This is a genomic window from Malonomonas rubra, assembly GCF_003247215.1.
In the GTDB taxonomy this organism is placed as follows: Bacteria; Desulfobacterota; Desulfuromonadia; order Desulfuromonadales; family Geopsychrobacteraceae; genus Malonomonas; species Malonomonas rubra_A.
Genome location: NZ_QKAP01000082.1, coordinates 1 through 12,873, shown reverse-complemented (window position 1 = coordinate 12,873; position 12,873 = coordinate 1). Strand labels below are relative to the sequence as shown.

General features: G+C 53.2%; 15 protein-coding genes. 7 read left to right on the top strand and 8 right to left on the bottom strand.

Annotated elements, in window-relative coordinates; genetic code table 11:
* Nucleotides 1-799: 799 nt before the first annotated feature.
* Nucleotides 800-2,413 (bottom strand): OFA family MFS transporter, encoded by a 1,614-nt coding sequence (locus tag Q7J88_RS08585; RefSeq protein ID WP_303721763.1) that lies wholly within the window; start codon nt 2,411-2,413, stop codon nt 800-802.
* A 437-nt stretch (nt 2,414-2,850) separates the two neighbouring features.
* Between Q7J88_RS08585 and Q7J88_RS08580 the strand changes: the two genes are divergently transcribed.
* On the top strand, nt 2,851-3,423 hold the full coding sequence (locus Q7J88_RS08580; protein ID WP_303721762.1) for a cob(I)yrinic acid a,c-diamide adenosyltransferase: 573 nt from the start codon (nt 2,851-2,853) through the stop codon (nt 3,421-3,423).
* 72 nt (nt 3,424-3,495) lie between these two features.
* On the opposite strand, the gene Q7J88_RS08575 is transcribed toward Q7J88_RS08580, so the two are convergent.
* The gene (locus Q7J88_RS08575) at nt 3,496-4,182 is read right to left on the bottom strand and encodes a hypothetical protein (protein ID WP_303721761.1); all 687 of its coding nucleotides are present in this window, start codon (nt 4,180-4,182) and stop codon (nt 3,496-3,498) included.
* 81 nt (nt 4,183-4,263) lie between these two features.
* Between Q7J88_RS08575 and Q7J88_RS08570 the strand changes: the two genes are divergently transcribed.
* The 3 genes from Q7J88_RS08570 (at nt 4,264) to Q7J88_RS08560 (ending at nt 6,506) form a co-directional block, all read left to right on the top strand.
* The gene (locus Q7J88_RS08570; protein WP_303721760.1) at nt 4,264-5,133 is read left to right on the top strand and encodes a 4Fe-4S ferredoxin; all 870 of its coding nucleotides are present in this window, start codon (nt 4,264-4,266) and stop codon (nt 5,131-5,133) included.
* Between the two features lie 144 nt (nt 5,134-5,277).
* Nucleotides 5,278-5,472: a hypothetical protein gene (locus Q7J88_RS08565; RefSeq protein ID WP_303721759.1), complete on the top strand. Its 195-nt coding sequence runs from the start codon at nt 5,278-5,280 to the stop codon at nt 5,470-5,472.
* Nucleotides 5,473-5,843: 371 nt separating this feature from the next.
* Complete coding sequence (locus Q7J88_RS08560) at nt 5,844-6,506, top strand: SDR family oxidoreductase (protein WP_303721758.1); 663 nt, start codon at nt 5,844-5,846, stop codon at nt 6,504-6,506.
* Nucleotides 6,507-6,513: 7 nt separating this feature from the next.
* Here Q7J88_RS08560 and Q7J88_RS08555 read toward each other — a convergent pair whose 3' ends face one another.
* Genes Q7J88_RS08555 through Q7J88_RS08545 form a run of 3 tightly spaced genes read right to left on the bottom strand, consistent with a single transcriptional unit; the run spans nt 6,514 to nt 8,286 of the window.
* Nucleotides 6,514-7,053: an NADPH-dependent FMN reductase gene (locus Q7J88_RS08555; RefSeq protein ID WP_303721756.1), complete on the bottom strand. Its 540-nt coding sequence runs from the start codon at nt 7,051-7,053 to the stop codon at nt 6,514-6,516.
* Between the two features lie 19 nt (nt 7,054-7,072).
* The gene (locus tag Q7J88_RS08550; RefSeq protein ID WP_303721755.1) at nt 7,073-7,786 is read right to left on the bottom strand and encodes a pirin family protein; all 714 of its coding nucleotides are present in this window, start codon (nt 7,784-7,786) and stop codon (nt 7,073-7,075) included.
* 59 nt (nt 7,787-7,845) lie between these two features.
* Nucleotides 7,846-8,286: a MarR family winged helix-turn-helix transcriptional regulator gene (locus tag Q7J88_RS08545; protein ID WP_303721754.1), complete on the bottom strand. Its 441-nt coding sequence runs from the start codon at nt 8,284-8,286 to the stop codon at nt 7,846-7,848.
* A gap of 150 nt (nt 8,287-8,436) precedes the next feature.
* Here Q7J88_RS08545 and Q7J88_RS08540 point away from each other — a divergent pair, with 150 nt between their 5' ends.
* The 3 genes from Q7J88_RS08540 (at nt 8,437) to Q7J88_RS08530 (ending at nt 10,296) form a co-directional block, all read left to right on the top strand.
* A complete protein-coding gene (locus Q7J88_RS08540) occupies nt 8,437-9,246 on the top strand; it encodes a radical SAM protein (RefSeq protein WP_303721753.1) in 810 nt (269 codons plus the stop codon).
* A 17-nt stretch (nt 9,247-9,263) separates the two neighbouring features.
* Nucleotides 9,264-9,533, top strand: a complete 270-nt coding sequence (locus tag Q7J88_RS08535; protein WP_303721752.1) for a hypothetical protein — start codon at nt 9,264-9,266, stop codon at nt 9,531-9,533.
* Nucleotides 9,534-9,699: 166 nt separating this feature from the next.
* Nucleotides 9,700-10,296: a flavodoxin family protein gene (locus Q7J88_RS08530; RefSeq protein WP_303721751.1), complete on the top strand. Its 597-nt coding sequence runs from the start codon at nt 9,700-9,702 to the stop codon at nt 10,294-10,296.
* Between the two features lie 241 nt (nt 10,297-10,537).
* On the opposite strand, the gene Q7J88_RS08525 is transcribed toward Q7J88_RS08530, so the two are convergent.
* From Q7J88_RS08525 to Q7J88_RS08515, 3 genes are all read right to left on the bottom strand, one after another.
* Complete coding sequence (locus Q7J88_RS08525) at nt 10,538-12,073, bottom strand: PilT/PilU family type 4a pilus ATPase (RefSeq protein WP_303721749.1); 1,536 nt, start codon at nt 12,071-12,073, stop codon at nt 10,538-10,540.
* 20 nt (nt 12,074-12,093) lie between these two features.
* Nucleotides 12,094-12,492 (bottom strand): hypothetical protein, encoded by a 399-nt coding sequence (locus Q7J88_RS08520; protein WP_303721748.1) that lies wholly within the window; start codon nt 12,490-12,492, stop codon nt 12,094-12,096.
* 104 nt (nt 12,493-12,596) lie between these two features.
* Nucleotides 12,597-12,873 (bottom strand): aminotransferase class IV (locus Q7J88_RS08515; protein WP_303721747.1); only part of this gene is annotated, 277 nt, incomplete at its 5' end.

The window sequence follows — 12,873 nt, the reverse complement described above, 5'->3', positions numbered from 1 at the left end:
TCTGTTTGACGACGTCGCAATGCCTTCGAAACTTCACCAGAACCAAACGCCTCTATCCCTTACGGGTAATATACGTTTGGCAAGTCTGGCTACTCCGCTAAGCGGCCCAGGCAGACAGAGAGTCGCTCCCGACTTTACCATCCGCTCAGGTCTTATCCTACTTCAGACAACTTGTGCTTAAGCTTTGCGTGTTCGGTCCAACTCCAGAAATCTTCGAATGAGCCTCATCCCTTCGCAACCCAATGAGGCTTTTGGCGCTCACCGGCTCCTGCCGATCAGACGACAGGTCGTCCCGGTTTTACCCTCCAGTCTGTTACCAGCTTTCACAGGCAGGGACTTCATCACTACTACGGAATCATCTGCCACCTCGCACCGCATCGAAAAGCCTTGAGTTACCTCTTGTGCTTTTCTTACTCTCCCCTCTGACCATGAAGTGAGAGACGATACGAGGCTTCCCCAGTTACCTTCCGGCTCCCTGTAAGCTACCGCATCCTCAACCACGCTACGGGGTATGATCAGGTATCGGGCTTCGCGATAGTTTGCACGCTTACCCTCCCGCAGCGCCGAATCAGGTTCGCTTGCGCTATGTGCAGCTTACCTCCTATCGCTTCCTTCAGACCCTGCCGTTGCCAGCAACGCCCTTGCGATTCGGATTGTCTTCCCCCTGGTCGGGGCAACGCCTGCTTCTTTCAGCAGGCCGGGTTTGCCAGCTCCGCTGGACAAACAAAAAAAGGGCCCTGCACTCGGAAAGGGCCCTGCACTCGGCAGGGCCCCTTGATCACTTTATTGCAGCTCAGTATCAGTCTTGAGCGCTCTGCAGAACCAGATCTTCCTCTTCTGCGGTAACAGTTTCCGGCACCTCGACAGTGGCCTTTTTCGGGCGCAGCGAGAGAGCCATCACGGCACCGACCAGCAGCATCACACCAGCGACGGTGAAGGAGGTGCTCATACCACCGAACTTGGCCGACAGGAAGGCCGACAGTTTAACCAGAACGAAGGCGCCGACGCCCCAGGCGGAGAACAGGATACCGTAGTTCATGCCGTAGTTGGAGCTACCCCAGTAATCCTTTGCGAAGGACGGGAACAGAGACAGGTTGGTACCATAGTTGAACCCGATGAAGGAAGCGAGCAGAGTCACCAGAACTGCGCTGGAGCCTTCGCCGGTAACAACCGGGATCGCAGCAAACATCAAAGAAGCCTGGAAAACCAGCATTATCGTCAGGGTTGCGGCACGACCGATTTTGTCGGACAGGACACCGGCAATTACGCGACCGGAAGCGTTACCGATCGACATAACGCAGACAGCGATGAAAGCCATCTCGCCCATGCTATGCTTGGCAAGACCAGCGATGCTACCGATAACCATCAGACCAGCTCCAGCACCGATGAAATAAGTTAGCCAGCAAGCGTAGAATCGACCATCTTTGAGCATTTGCCCCGGAGTTTTGTCTTCAACAGCAACTTTTTTAGCGGCGGTTGCACCCTTTTTAGCAGGGGCTTCAGCAGGAACATAGCCTGCCGGCGGGTTTACAACCAGCATCGCCATACCGCAAACAACCACGATAAAAGCAATCCCGAGGAACATCATGGTCTGGTGCAAACCGTAGGAAGCTAGCAGACCTTTAGCAATCGGTGCCAAGTAAACCGGAGCAATACCGAAGCCTGCGACAACAATACCAGCAATCAGGCCGGTTTTGGCAGAGGAGAACCACTTGAGTGCCGGCGGAGTCGCAGCCGAGTAGCCGAAACCGAAACCGAGACCGGCCATTACCCCGAAACCGAGGATCCAGCCCCAGTAGCTAGAGGTTTGTGAACAGATGATGAAACCGGCGCCAACCAGCAAACCACCAACAATAGCGGTCAGGCGCGGACCAACTTTATCCTGCATCTTACCGCCGATGATCATCGACAGCGCAAAAGCAAGACACGCAGTTGCATAGGGGTCACCAGCGCCCGCGAACAATTTCCCGATTTCACCTTTGAGCATACTGTAGGCATAAAGGACACCAAGGGCCAGGTTGATACCGGTACCAGCGATGACGACCTGCCAACCGCGATTTTTGATAGCGTTACTCATAACAACTTTCTCCTCTCTCTGGGCTTCGATAGAATGATTGTGTGCACTTAAATAACGAAGACGATAAGACAACGGCCACTTATTGCGAAAAGCGATATGTACTTGAGCTTTTGATCTCGATTCCTTAGTCGCCATGGTGGATCTTCCGACCCGGGCGGAGGTCGGCTGATAACTCAATTCTTCAGGGTGCCGAGCGGCCAGCTCCTGAAACTTGCCACATTCGCTGTAACGGCAGGAGCAGAAATGTGAGATCGCCTCTACGTCATGCGGCGAGATGTAATCTGCGCCAACATCACAGAACTTTTCTCCTCGACCGTAAAAGGGGCAAACCGACATGCTGTCCTCCAGCGAAAAACGATAACGACCTATTCGTCGCCCATTTCTTATCGCAACCGCCGTACCAACATGCCAAAAAAAATTTTCTTTTTGATATCAGCGACTTATCGAATTGTCACATATCTCGCAAAATCTCTAAAAAACTGTTTTTTTTGCAGCGCTGCAAAAAACTTGCTTGCTCGCCACAAGAAGAAAAATCAAGGAGAAAATAAATAATTTTCTCTATAACCAGCTGTAATTTTAGGCACTTTATCAGAAAGGCAGGCGCGACTGCGTATACCAAAAACAGGGTTTTGCATTTGCGCAAAACCCTGTCAGGGCATTTTTGCGTAAATGCAAAAAAATGATTTCCTACAAACCCCTTTTTCGGGCTGCAAATTCGGAGCTGTTGAACATATACTTATTTCGCTAAACGGATACTTAACAAGGAGGGCAGCATGACGAAGCAGGACACGATTACAACCCGTGGCGGAGACAAAGGAGAAACCAGCCTGGTCGATGGCACGCGAGTGGCTAAATCATCATTACGGGTTAATGCCTACGGTACGGTAGACGAATTGAATTCGGTGTTGGGCTTGATTCGTTGCGAACCTCTTCCGGAGGGCTTGAGTGAAAGGATCCTGCAGCTGCAGAATGAACTGTTCGACCTCGGTTGCGAACTGGCGACACCCGCGAACAGTGAGATGGCGAATAAGATTCCGAATGTCCGCCAGTTTCAGATTGATCTACTGGAAAACTGGATGCAGGAAACCAATCAACAGTTGGAACCAGCTGGAAACTTTGTCCTCCCAGGTGGCAGCCGCGCCGCAGCAACCCTACATCTCGCCCGTACGGTAACCCGCCGCTGCGAACGTGAAGTCGTTGCCCTGATCGAATCGGGCGAACAGATCAATTCCTGCTGCCTGCGCTTCTTGAACCGGCTGTCCGACCTCTGCTTTGTCTGGGCAAGATTGTGTAATGATTACGGCAAAAGCGATATTCGCTGGCAACCGGGGCCACATCGAAGTTAGCCCCACCCTGAGAACACCCTGAAGTTCTCGGGCAACTGGGCTGACTTGCCAACCGATATAGGACAATCGACTTTATTGGCTGAGCGCGCTCACCGTCGCTTTCGGCACCTTCCGCGCCTGAGAGAGTCCATAAAGAACAAAGCAGAGCGAAATCATCTGCTGAGCCGCCAGCAGTCGCTTGTTCTGCAGCAACATCAAGGAGCCGGTGCTGATATTCATCAACAAAAAAAAGAACCAGCCGGCGGAGTTTTTCTTCGCCAGCAGGTAGCTGCCCAGCAGAAACCCAACCACTAGACCAACCTCCAGCAGTTGCGAAAAGGAGGTCAGACCACCGTAATCGTAGAGGCTGTAGCCGATTCCCAAACCAACAAATGCGTAAGTAATCAGCGCGACAATGCGGTCAAAGTATTTATTGAGCACCGCAGCGCCCTGATATGCATTGAACAGGCCGAACAACATCGCTGGCATTCCGCCCGCTTCGATCGAGGCAGCGATCCAGTCATGCTTGCCGATCAGGATGATGACCCAAGCCGGAACGCCGAGCAGATAGACGCTCCACCCGGCAATCCGCAGCTGCCTTGTTACTTGTTCCGATCGGTTCTCAGCAAAGGCGAAAAAAATCTTGTTGAGAAGATAAAATCCGCCACCCCAGACCTGCAAAACAACATCCATATTCCTACACTCCGCAAAAGCTGCCGGTTCCAGAGAACTATTATGCTCAAACCGACAATCGGTGAAGCGGGAAAACGGCTTTCCCATTTTCAGCGCCTCTCCAGTTTCTTCTCCACATCTTTTCTGCTACAGTGACATTTCAGCACCATAGCAGGAGGAAAGGCTACGATGGTAGAGAAAGACCCGGTTTCCCTAGAGCAGATCCACCTAATCATCAACAATTTCTGGGCAACCTCACCACTTAACAGTCTGCATCTCGACACCGATGAAAAAGCCTGGTCCGAACCACAAATCGCCGTTGCCAGAGCCGACGATCCACTGTTTGATCAATTCAAAGGAATGATCGGTGATTTCCTCTGGACCCCGGAAGAAGCCTTTGCTATAGCCTTTCCGGAGCAAACAGTCGCCGCAGCAGAGCTAAGAGTTATCAGCTACCTGTTGCCACAAACCGAGGCAACCCGTGCCGACCAGCGCCAAGAGCAAGAGATGCCGTCCGAGCGCTGGGCGCGTTCCCGCTTTCACGGCGAGGAGTTCAACTGCGCTTTGCGACTGCACCTGGCCGAGACGCTTACAGAAATGGGCTACCCTGCCGTTGCCCCGGAACGACTGCCTGATTTCGCCTACCAAGAATCGAAGCGTTTCGGGATCGCCTCCAACTGGTCGGAACGACATGTCGCGTTTGTCGCCGGGAACGGCACCTTCGGCCTCTCCGACGGCTTGATCACCCGTTTCGGCAAAGCGGTCCGCTTCGGCTCGGTAGTGGTCAAGTGCGACCTGCCCCGCTCCGAGCGTCCTTACGGCAACGACCATCAAGCATGGTGCCTCTGGTACGCCAAAGGCACGTGCGGCGCCTGTGCCCACCGCTGCCCAGCCGGTGCCATCGCTACCGCTACCGGGCACAACAAACCGGCCTGTTTTACCTACATCCGCGAAGCCACCACGCCTTACTCCACCAAGACCTACGGGACCGGGTCTACCCCCTGCGGGCTTTGCCAAGTGAAAATCCCCTGCGAACACAAATCACCACTCGCGACTTAACTGTTTGACAAATAACAGCTTTACGTGCTTGCAGACTCGTTTTCAAGCCAAATCGTGATAAGCTGGAATTATGACAACTCCCGCTCATGTCGGTGTCAAACGGGAAACCTTCTTCTCCCTGCGTTCCCGGGAAAGAGAGGTCACATGGGACACGCAACCAATATTGAGCAGTACCTGTTCCCAGACAGTAAACTGGGCGAAAGCAAGCTGACCGCGACGGTCAAAACAGGCAAGAAAGCAGTCCTTTGCATCCTGCAGATTCTCGGATTTGCCATTTTGGCAAGCTTCGGAATCTGGCCAGCCATGGTCTACTTGATCTACTTGGCCACGACCTCCTGAGCCGCATAAACAAGGAACCCTGACCGCATGTTGCGTCGAGTTGTCATTCCTTGAATAGAATTTGGCCAATGGAACCTTTTGTCCCCGAGCACTTGGCTCGATACCCTTCCGGCGAACGCGCCAGACGCGCCGAACAAGTGCAACTGCCATTGTACGCCTGCGACCTGTGTGCAAACGATTTCCGGGCCAATAGGCTGCAGAACCAAACCGGCTACTGCCTCCCCGGTCGCAAAGCTCGGAAGTTGCAGTAACGGCCCACATTTAGCCCCCTCCCCATTCGTCGATCGAGTCGCAGGAACCTGACAGCGGCCCAGGCAACGGCGAAAAGGTTGGGGATCTCTCTTGTGGATCGTCGCTGAAAGGAGCGAATTATGAAACATGTCGTGATTACCGGTGCCAACCGCGGCATCGGACTGGAGTTAGCCCGTCACTATCAAAGAGAAAACTGGCGGGTGACCGGGGTCTGCAGGGAGAGCTCCCCTGAGCTTGACCAAGCGGCCACGCGGGTTATTGCCGGGATCGACGTTACCGACGAAAAGCAGATCGAGCAGTTGGTCATTGCGCTCGAAGGTGAAACGATTGATCTATTGATCAACAACGCCGGGCTGCTGCAGGACGATGTCCTCCGCAGGATCGATTACGCTTCACTCCGCCGGCAGATGGAGGTGAACGCTTTCGCCCCGCTACGCATCAGCGAAGCCCTGCTCCCCAATTTGCAGCCCGGGAGTAAAATAGCCAATATCACCAGCCGCATGGGCTCGATCTCAGACAATGATTCGGGAGGATACTACGGCTATCGGGCCTCAAAAGCGGCTCTCAATGCCCTCGGCAGGTCGCTGGCAATCGATGTGCGGGAACGCGGTATTACCGTTGTCCAGCTACATCCAGGCTTTGTGAAAACCAGAATGGTCAATTTCGGCGGATTGATCACACCGCAGGAATCGGTCGCTGGACTGGTCAAATTGATCGAATCGCTCACCCTGGAGAATAGTGGTTCTTTCTGGCACAGCAACGGCGAGGAACTACCCTGGTAAGAAGCGGTTATCGAGTCAGCCGATCTGTCCAGTTTTGAAGTGCAAGCAGCTGTTCCATAACTTGCTGCTGAACTTTCTCGCTGGTCAGGTTGCCAGCCTCGTCGAAATTTCCGGCAAAAGCACTGACGAGGACCTCCGGCTTGTTAAGTGGATGCAGATCGAGGAAAACGCAGACTTGCCGCAAGTGATACTGCGCACGTGCCGTCCCCAGGCCACCACCCGAGCCGAGGATCGCTACCGGCTTACCGGCCAGCAGCCGATTGTCCGGTTCACGCGATGCCCAGTCGAGCACGTTTTTCAGCGCCGGCGCCAGCGAATAATTGTATTCGGGGCAGGCCAGCATCAGCGCATCAGTCTGCGCCATCTGCTCAAACAGTCGCAACACTGCAACCGGTTTTTCCACAAAATCGGCATTATAAAATGGCACATCGCTGAGGTCGGCAATCTCAATGTGGCCCCCCTCCGGCGCGGCTTCCCGCGCGTAACGAAGCAGTCCCATATTGGTCGAGGCCTGGCGCAAACTGCCACAGATTCCGAGTATCTTCATGCTTTCCTCCTCAGTTTAATTATCGATTCATCGGTACTTCGATCACCAGCAGTTCAACCGGCCCGGCAGCCTGAACAATCAATTCATCATCGGAACAGATTCCCAATCCGTCCCGCGCTTCAAGCGACTGTCCAGCGATCGTCAGTGCGCCAGAAATGACGAAAAAGTAGACCCCGTTTTCCAGCCGCTGTTTGCGATAGCAAAGTTCGCTGCCGACATCGAGCATCGCCAATGAGAACCAAGCATCCTGGTTAATCCAGATTGCCTCCGCATTTTTTTCGGGGGCAACCAATATCTGAAAACGGTTTTTTTGCCCATGCGGATCGAAACGCAGCTGACCGTAACGTGGGGCAATATTCCGCTCTTTGGGATGAACCCAGATCTGAAGAAAGTTCACCTCCTCCTGCTCAGAATTATTGTACTCCGAGTGCGTGATGCCGCTGCCGGCCGACATCACCTGAACTTCTCCGGCGGCAATCACATGTTTATTTCCCATGCTGTCCTGATGGCGCAATGAACCGGACAACGGGATGGAAACGATTTCCATGTTTTCGTGCGGATGTGTTCCAAACCCCATCGCAGGCTTGACGATATCGTCGTTGAGTACCCGCAGCAGGCCGAACCCCATCCGTTCCGGGTCGTAATAATCGGCAAAGCTGAAAGTATGTCGACTCAGCAACCAGCCGCAGTCGGCCAACCCGCGCGAATCGGCTTTATGTAGCACCTGTTTCATAACCTGATCCTTTCTCTGTCAAAACCGTTTCGATATCGAAATATTTACTTAAAATTTTTCTACCCCTTGCCAAGCTTTTTCAGCAATCCCCCCAACAGTTGTTGTTCGGCCCATGTCAGCAGGCTGAACTCACGTTCAACGATCTGCGCATGCCGGGGAAACACCTTGCCGATCAACTCTTCACAAGAGCGCGTCAGTTTCACCACCACCCGGCGCCGGTCCTCTTCGGTGCGCTGGCGCTGTACCAACCGTTTCTTTTCCAGGCTGTCGACCACGGTGGTCAAGTTCGCATTGCTCTTGAGGATTTTCTGCCCCAACTTGCCCTGGCTCAAATGGCCGGCATGGTAGAGGGCTTCCAGAACGGCGAATTGGCTGTGCGTCAGATTGTCCTGCTGCAGATGCCGATGGATATCACCGGTCGCCCGATAGGTCGCCCGCATCAGCTTGACGTAGGTCTGCAGGGCGCTTCGCTGCTTTTCTGGCAATTGATCTAATTTCATCTCATCTCCATTTGTTTCGACATCGTAATGTTTGATTTCAAAATAGCAACAAGTCGAATTTTTTGCAACTCACCACAATTAAGGCTCCGCCTACGGAAAGGAGTAAGGTATAAAAGGGATTTCAATTAATACAAACATCTGGAACAGGCAATGGCTCGCAATGCAAAAAATCGAAAATTTGTCATTCCCCTGACCGACAACCTGCGGGTCGAAGCGGTCTGGTATGCCAGTGGTACTCTCTGCCTCTCCAGTCAGGCCGGCTGCGCCCTAGGCTGCCCCTTCTGTGCCTCGGGGAAGAACGGTCTGCTCCGCAACCTGACCAGAGAAGAGCTACATCTGCAGCTGGAAAGCTGCCGTAGTGCGGGGATCGAACCAGAACGCCTGACCCTGTCCGGCATCGGCGAACCGTTACAGAATCTGGCAAACCTGAGCCGGTTTATGGAAGACTGCTGCCGACAGAAACTGCCGGTGTCACTGACCACCACCGGGACGCCACTGTCCCGACTCACTGAACTGCTGCAACTGCCCCACAACGGCATCATGCTTTCAATTCACGCCGGCACAGAATCGATCTATCGGCAACTGATTCCGAGAGGGCCAGGCTTGCTTTCGCTAAGGCAAAAGCTCCAGGAACGCTGGACGAGGTTAAGTCGCCGCCAACGCTGCAAGCTGGGCGTGAACTATCTGCTGTTGGAAGGAATCAACGACCAACCGGCGGAACTTGGCGCCTTGGCAGACTGGCTCATCCCTTTTCCGGAGATGACGCTGCACCTGCTCTATTGCAACCCGGTGCCTGCGTCCACTTACCGAAGCCCATCAGCAGAGCAGACCGGTCTGGTGCATAGCTTTTTTCGCCAGCGAGGAATCAACGTGCGACGTGCCAATCGCTGGCGTCAGCAGGCCGAAGGAGGTTGCGGTACGCTGACAATGAGAAGAAACGAGACGAATTTTCACAGCTAGGGGACAGGGAGGAAGTCATGAAAAACCAGCGCCGAATCTTAGCCAATGCCGATATCGCCGAAATTATCCTCGCGCCCCCATCGGGACACCAGCACCTACGCGCCACCATCAAATTGCTGACGGGAGAAGAAATCATCCTCCAGGAAGCGACCGTGGCCAACCTAGTGCGCGCATACGTGGGGATCAAGACCCACCCCAAGAGGAATAGCTGCAGATTAACAGGCCAAAACTTAGCTGAGGAAGAACGGAAAAAGGGCTTTGCCGACTGGCAGTTGCTGGAAAACTAACAAAGCTTACCCTCAGCAGCGCAGAATTGTGGCTGCCTGGAGAGGAGTCGCATGAGCATAAACGGAAAAGCTGCTAAAATACGCGAAACGAATCGGGAAGATTACAGGAGAATTACTGCGAACAAGAGCTAAAGCGACTATTCGCGTGACCAGAAAAGGAGAAAAAATGTACGCATTAGCAGTCAACGGCAGCCCACGCGAAGGTGGCAACACAGAAGCCTTGTTGAAAGAAGTTCTCAGCCCGCTTAACGAGAATGGCTGGCGGACAGAGTTGGTTAAGGTCGGAGGGACAGCAATTCGCGGCTGCACCGCCTGTTACAAATGTTTTGAATACAAAAACAACAAGTGTGCAATCAATGACAACTTCAACGAAGTCTACGCTAAACTGTTGCAGGCCGATGCAATGATCCTCGGCTCGCCGACCTACTTCGCCGCCGTCTCCGCCGATCTGAAAGCGCTGCTGGAGCGGGCCGGACTGGTCGCCATCGCCAACGACAATGCGTTTTCCGGAAAAATTGGCGCAGCGGTAGTTGCGGTACGCCGCGGCGGGGCGACCCATGCCTTTGATAGTATCAACCACATGTTCCAGATGTCGCGCATGATTGTACCCGGTTCAACCTACTGGAACATAGGCGTCGGCCGGGAAAAAGAGGAGGTTATTCATGACAATGAAGGCATCAACAACATGCGCCACCTCGGAAAAGTGATCGACTGGCTGGGAAAATCGATAGCAGACAGCAAGGCTGATTACCCGCAAGGTTAACGCCAACATTTTCAAATCCGGTATCACAGTTTGGAGCTGGCATGAAACAAAGTTCAGTCCGTCAGATAATGAGTGGAACCTTTCTGATGCCATCTTCTGAGTAACGATCAAAGCCTAGGAGTTTACTCCTGGGCTTTCGCTTTCCTGTAATAGAACAGCTTCTTATCTTTGCGCGCTGAGAGAATTTACTTCTGCAAAATCAGAGCAGATCATTTCCGGCGCCAGGGAGCTTCCCGGGAATCTATTTCAGCATTTCCAAAAACCGCTTTTGATCAAGGCAGACATGCCGGGCAACTTCCCTATCAACTTTCCGCTCATTGACCAGCTGTGCCAGATTTACATCGAGCGGAACAAATTCTTCCGCGTTGATCAACTGGCTACGAATTTGATGGTCTTTCCCTTCCCGGATCAGGTTGGCCACCCGATGACTGTTGGTCAATTTTTCGTAGGCCGGGATCCGGAAATCGCCGTGCATTGTTTTCAACAACCGCTGATGAAAAGAGAGTAACAGGTTGTCGGCCAGTTGGACTCGAATCTGTTGCTTCTGTTCCGCTTTAAAAACATCAATAATCCGATTGATCGCCATCACGCTGTTGTTGGCGTGCAGGCAGCTGATCACCAAATGCCCGGTATCGGCGGCTTGCAAAGCGATCGCGATAGATTCATAATCGCGCATCTCGCCGATCATGATCACGTCGGGGGCTTCGCGATAGATATGGCGCAACCCCGCTTTGAACGAGCGGGTATCGATGCCTACTTCACGCTGGTTGACGTTGCTTTGCTTGTGCTGGTGCAGGTATTCGATCGGATCTTCGATGGTAATAATATTCCGCTTGGTTTTCGTATTGATGACATCGATCATCGACGCCATGCTGGTACTGGTGCCATGCCCATTCGGTCCGGAAAAGAGGATCAGCCCCTGCAGCTTGAGAGCATAGTTTTCCAGCCAGATCGGCAAATTCAGTTGGTCGAGGGTCGGGATATCTTCGATAATGTGGCGAATCGCGATCGAAATACTGGTCCGCTGGCGATAAATGTTGACTCGAAAGCGGCCAAGATTCTGATCGGTTAACGCGAAGTCGATATCCTTGTTTTCCTGAAACTCGCCCCGCTGCTGCTTGTTCATCAGCTCGTTGGCATAATGTTCCATCTGACTGGGAGTCAGGACCGGGGTATGAATCCGGACCAGTTCATGATTCTCTTTCAGCGCCGGATAGGCACCGGCCACCAACAACAGGTCGGAAGCCCTTGATTCCGCCAAGCGGGTGCAAAGATCCCAAATTCCCGGGTAGCGAATCGTATCAGGCGCTTCCAGCTTGAACTTCTTCGCCGGAATCTCCCGGCTCTCCAACTCCTTGATCGCCATCAGCAGCTGATAGGCAGGAGCCACCATCGTCTGTATCGGCAGCCCGAGAATCGCCGGCAGTTCATCAACCGCTGGTTTCTGATCGGGTGACAGAACGGCCAGAACCACCTGCTTATCATAAAAAGCGACTGGCAACACCTGATATTTTTTCAGCTGCTCGATCGTCAACAGCTTCAAAGCCTTGGGATCCAGGTTTAGATCGAGCAGGTTGGCAACCGGATGACCCAGCTGTTTGGACAGAACCTTGACCAGAGTCTTGGCTTCAATCATGTTCAGTTCAACCAGCTTCGAACCAATCGGTCCGCCAGCTTCTTTTTGCCGCAACAGCGCTTTATCCAGCTGTGCATGCGTTACCACCCGCTCTTCCAGCAGGTATTCTCCCAATTTACGTTTTTTTTGCTTTCCGCCCATGCTGACTCCGTGATTACCTGCTAGAAAAGTTCGTTGTCCCCAGGTTCTCCGTCCTGCTGATCGGAGCAGGAAAGCATAAGGGCCTCTTCGACTGTGGCACTCGTAAGGATTGTAGAAACGCGTCGGGTGCCCGATAGTTTTCCCAGGGCGTCGAGGCTTTTGCTGACATGCGCCAGCCGGTGGCTTAACTTGTCGTAGAACTGGAAGGCGACAATTGTGGCATTTATTTTCCCCGATGCCGGGTTGACGTTCGCCTCGATGGTCTCCTTTTCGGAGGTGTCGGATAGATTATGCGCCGCCCTCCCGATCGCCTGAATCCTGTCAACCAAAGAGGTAAAGGTTTGGTCAGGGCGGTTGACCGATTCGCTGACATCGCTCATGGCTCTTTCGACCTGGGTCACCGCCAATTTTAGCATCATCACCGTTTCCCGAACCTAATTCCAGTCTAGTTCCAGTTTCCGGTGGACAAAATCATTGGTATCTTCAGACATGCTCAAGCTCCCTTCCACATTTCATTCGTATTCTATAGAACCTCTTCAATCGGCTTCCCCATATCGAGGTGCAGCTGCCCACGCAGATGGTGGGAAATCGGCCCGACCTGCCCCTGATTGATGGTGAATCCGTCGACCCGAACCACCGGCATCACTTCCAGCGAGGTGGAAGTAATGAAGACCTCGTCGGAAAACTTCAGATCCTGCAGCTTGAATTCGCCGCTGATCACCCGCAGGTTGAGCTGTTGCTCACAGAGACGAATGATGGTCGAGCGGGTCACCCCCTCGAGTAGACCGGTCGAAGCATCC

What these genes read in the sequence shown, in the direction of transcription:
- Q7J88_RS08545 (WP_303721754.1), bottom strand. Translation starts at nt 8,286, where the DNA reads ATGAAATTAGATCAATTGCCAGAAAAGCAGCGAAGCGCCCTGCAGACC.
- Q7J88_RS08570 (WP_303721760.1), top strand. Translation starts at nt 4,264, where the DNA reads ATGGTAGAGAAAGACCCGGTTTCCCTAGAGCAGATCCACCTAATCATC.
- Q7J88_RS08535 (WP_303721752.1), top strand. Translation starts at nt 9,264, where the DNA reads ATGAAAAACCAGCGCCGAATCTTAGCCAATGCCGATATCGCCGAAATT.
- Q7J88_RS08585 (WP_303721763.1), bottom strand. Translation starts at nt 2,413, where the DNA reads ATGTCGGTTTGCCCCTTTTACGGTCGAGGAGAAAAGTTCTGTGATGTT.
- Q7J88_RS08575 (WP_303721761.1), bottom strand. Translation starts at nt 4,182, where the DNA reads ATGGGAAAGCCGTTTTCCCGCTTCACCGATTGTCGGTTTGAGCATAAT.
- Q7J88_RS08565 (WP_303721759.1), top strand. Translation starts at nt 5,278, where the DNA reads ATGGGACACGCAACCAATATTGAGCAGTACCTGTTCCCAGACAGTAAA.
- Q7J88_RS08520 (WP_303721748.1), bottom strand. Translation starts at nt 12,492, where the DNA reads ATGATGCTAAAATTGGCGGTGACCCAGGTCGAAAGAGCCATGAGCGAT.
- Q7J88_RS08540 (WP_303721753.1), top strand. Translation starts at nt 8,437, where the DNA reads ATGGCTCGCAATGCAAAAAATCGAAAATTTGTCATTCCCCTGACCGAC.
- Q7J88_RS08550 (WP_303721755.1), bottom strand. Translation starts at nt 7,786, where the DNA reads ATGAAACAGGTGCTACATAAAGCCGATTCGCGCGGGTTGGCCGACTGC.
- Q7J88_RS08580 (WP_303721762.1), top strand. Translation starts at nt 2,851, where the DNA reads ATGACGAAGCAGGACACGATTACAACCCGTGGCGGAGACAAAGGAGAA.
- Q7J88_RS08560 (WP_303721758.1), top strand. Translation starts at nt 5,844, where the DNA reads ATGAAACATGTCGTGATTACCGGTGCCAACCGCGGCATCGGACTGGAG.
- Q7J88_RS08525 (WP_303721749.1), bottom strand. Translation starts at nt 12,073, where the DNA reads ATGGGCGGAAAGCAAAAAAAACGTAAATTGGGAGAATACCTGCTGGAA.
- Q7J88_RS08555 (WP_303721756.1), bottom strand. Translation starts at nt 7,053, where the DNA reads ATGAAGATACTCGGAATCTGTGGCAGTTTGCGCCAGGCCTCGACCAAT.
- Q7J88_RS08530 (WP_303721751.1), top strand. Translation starts at nt 9,700, where the DNA reads ATGTACGCATTAGCAGTCAACGGCAGCCCACGCGAAGGTGGCAACACA.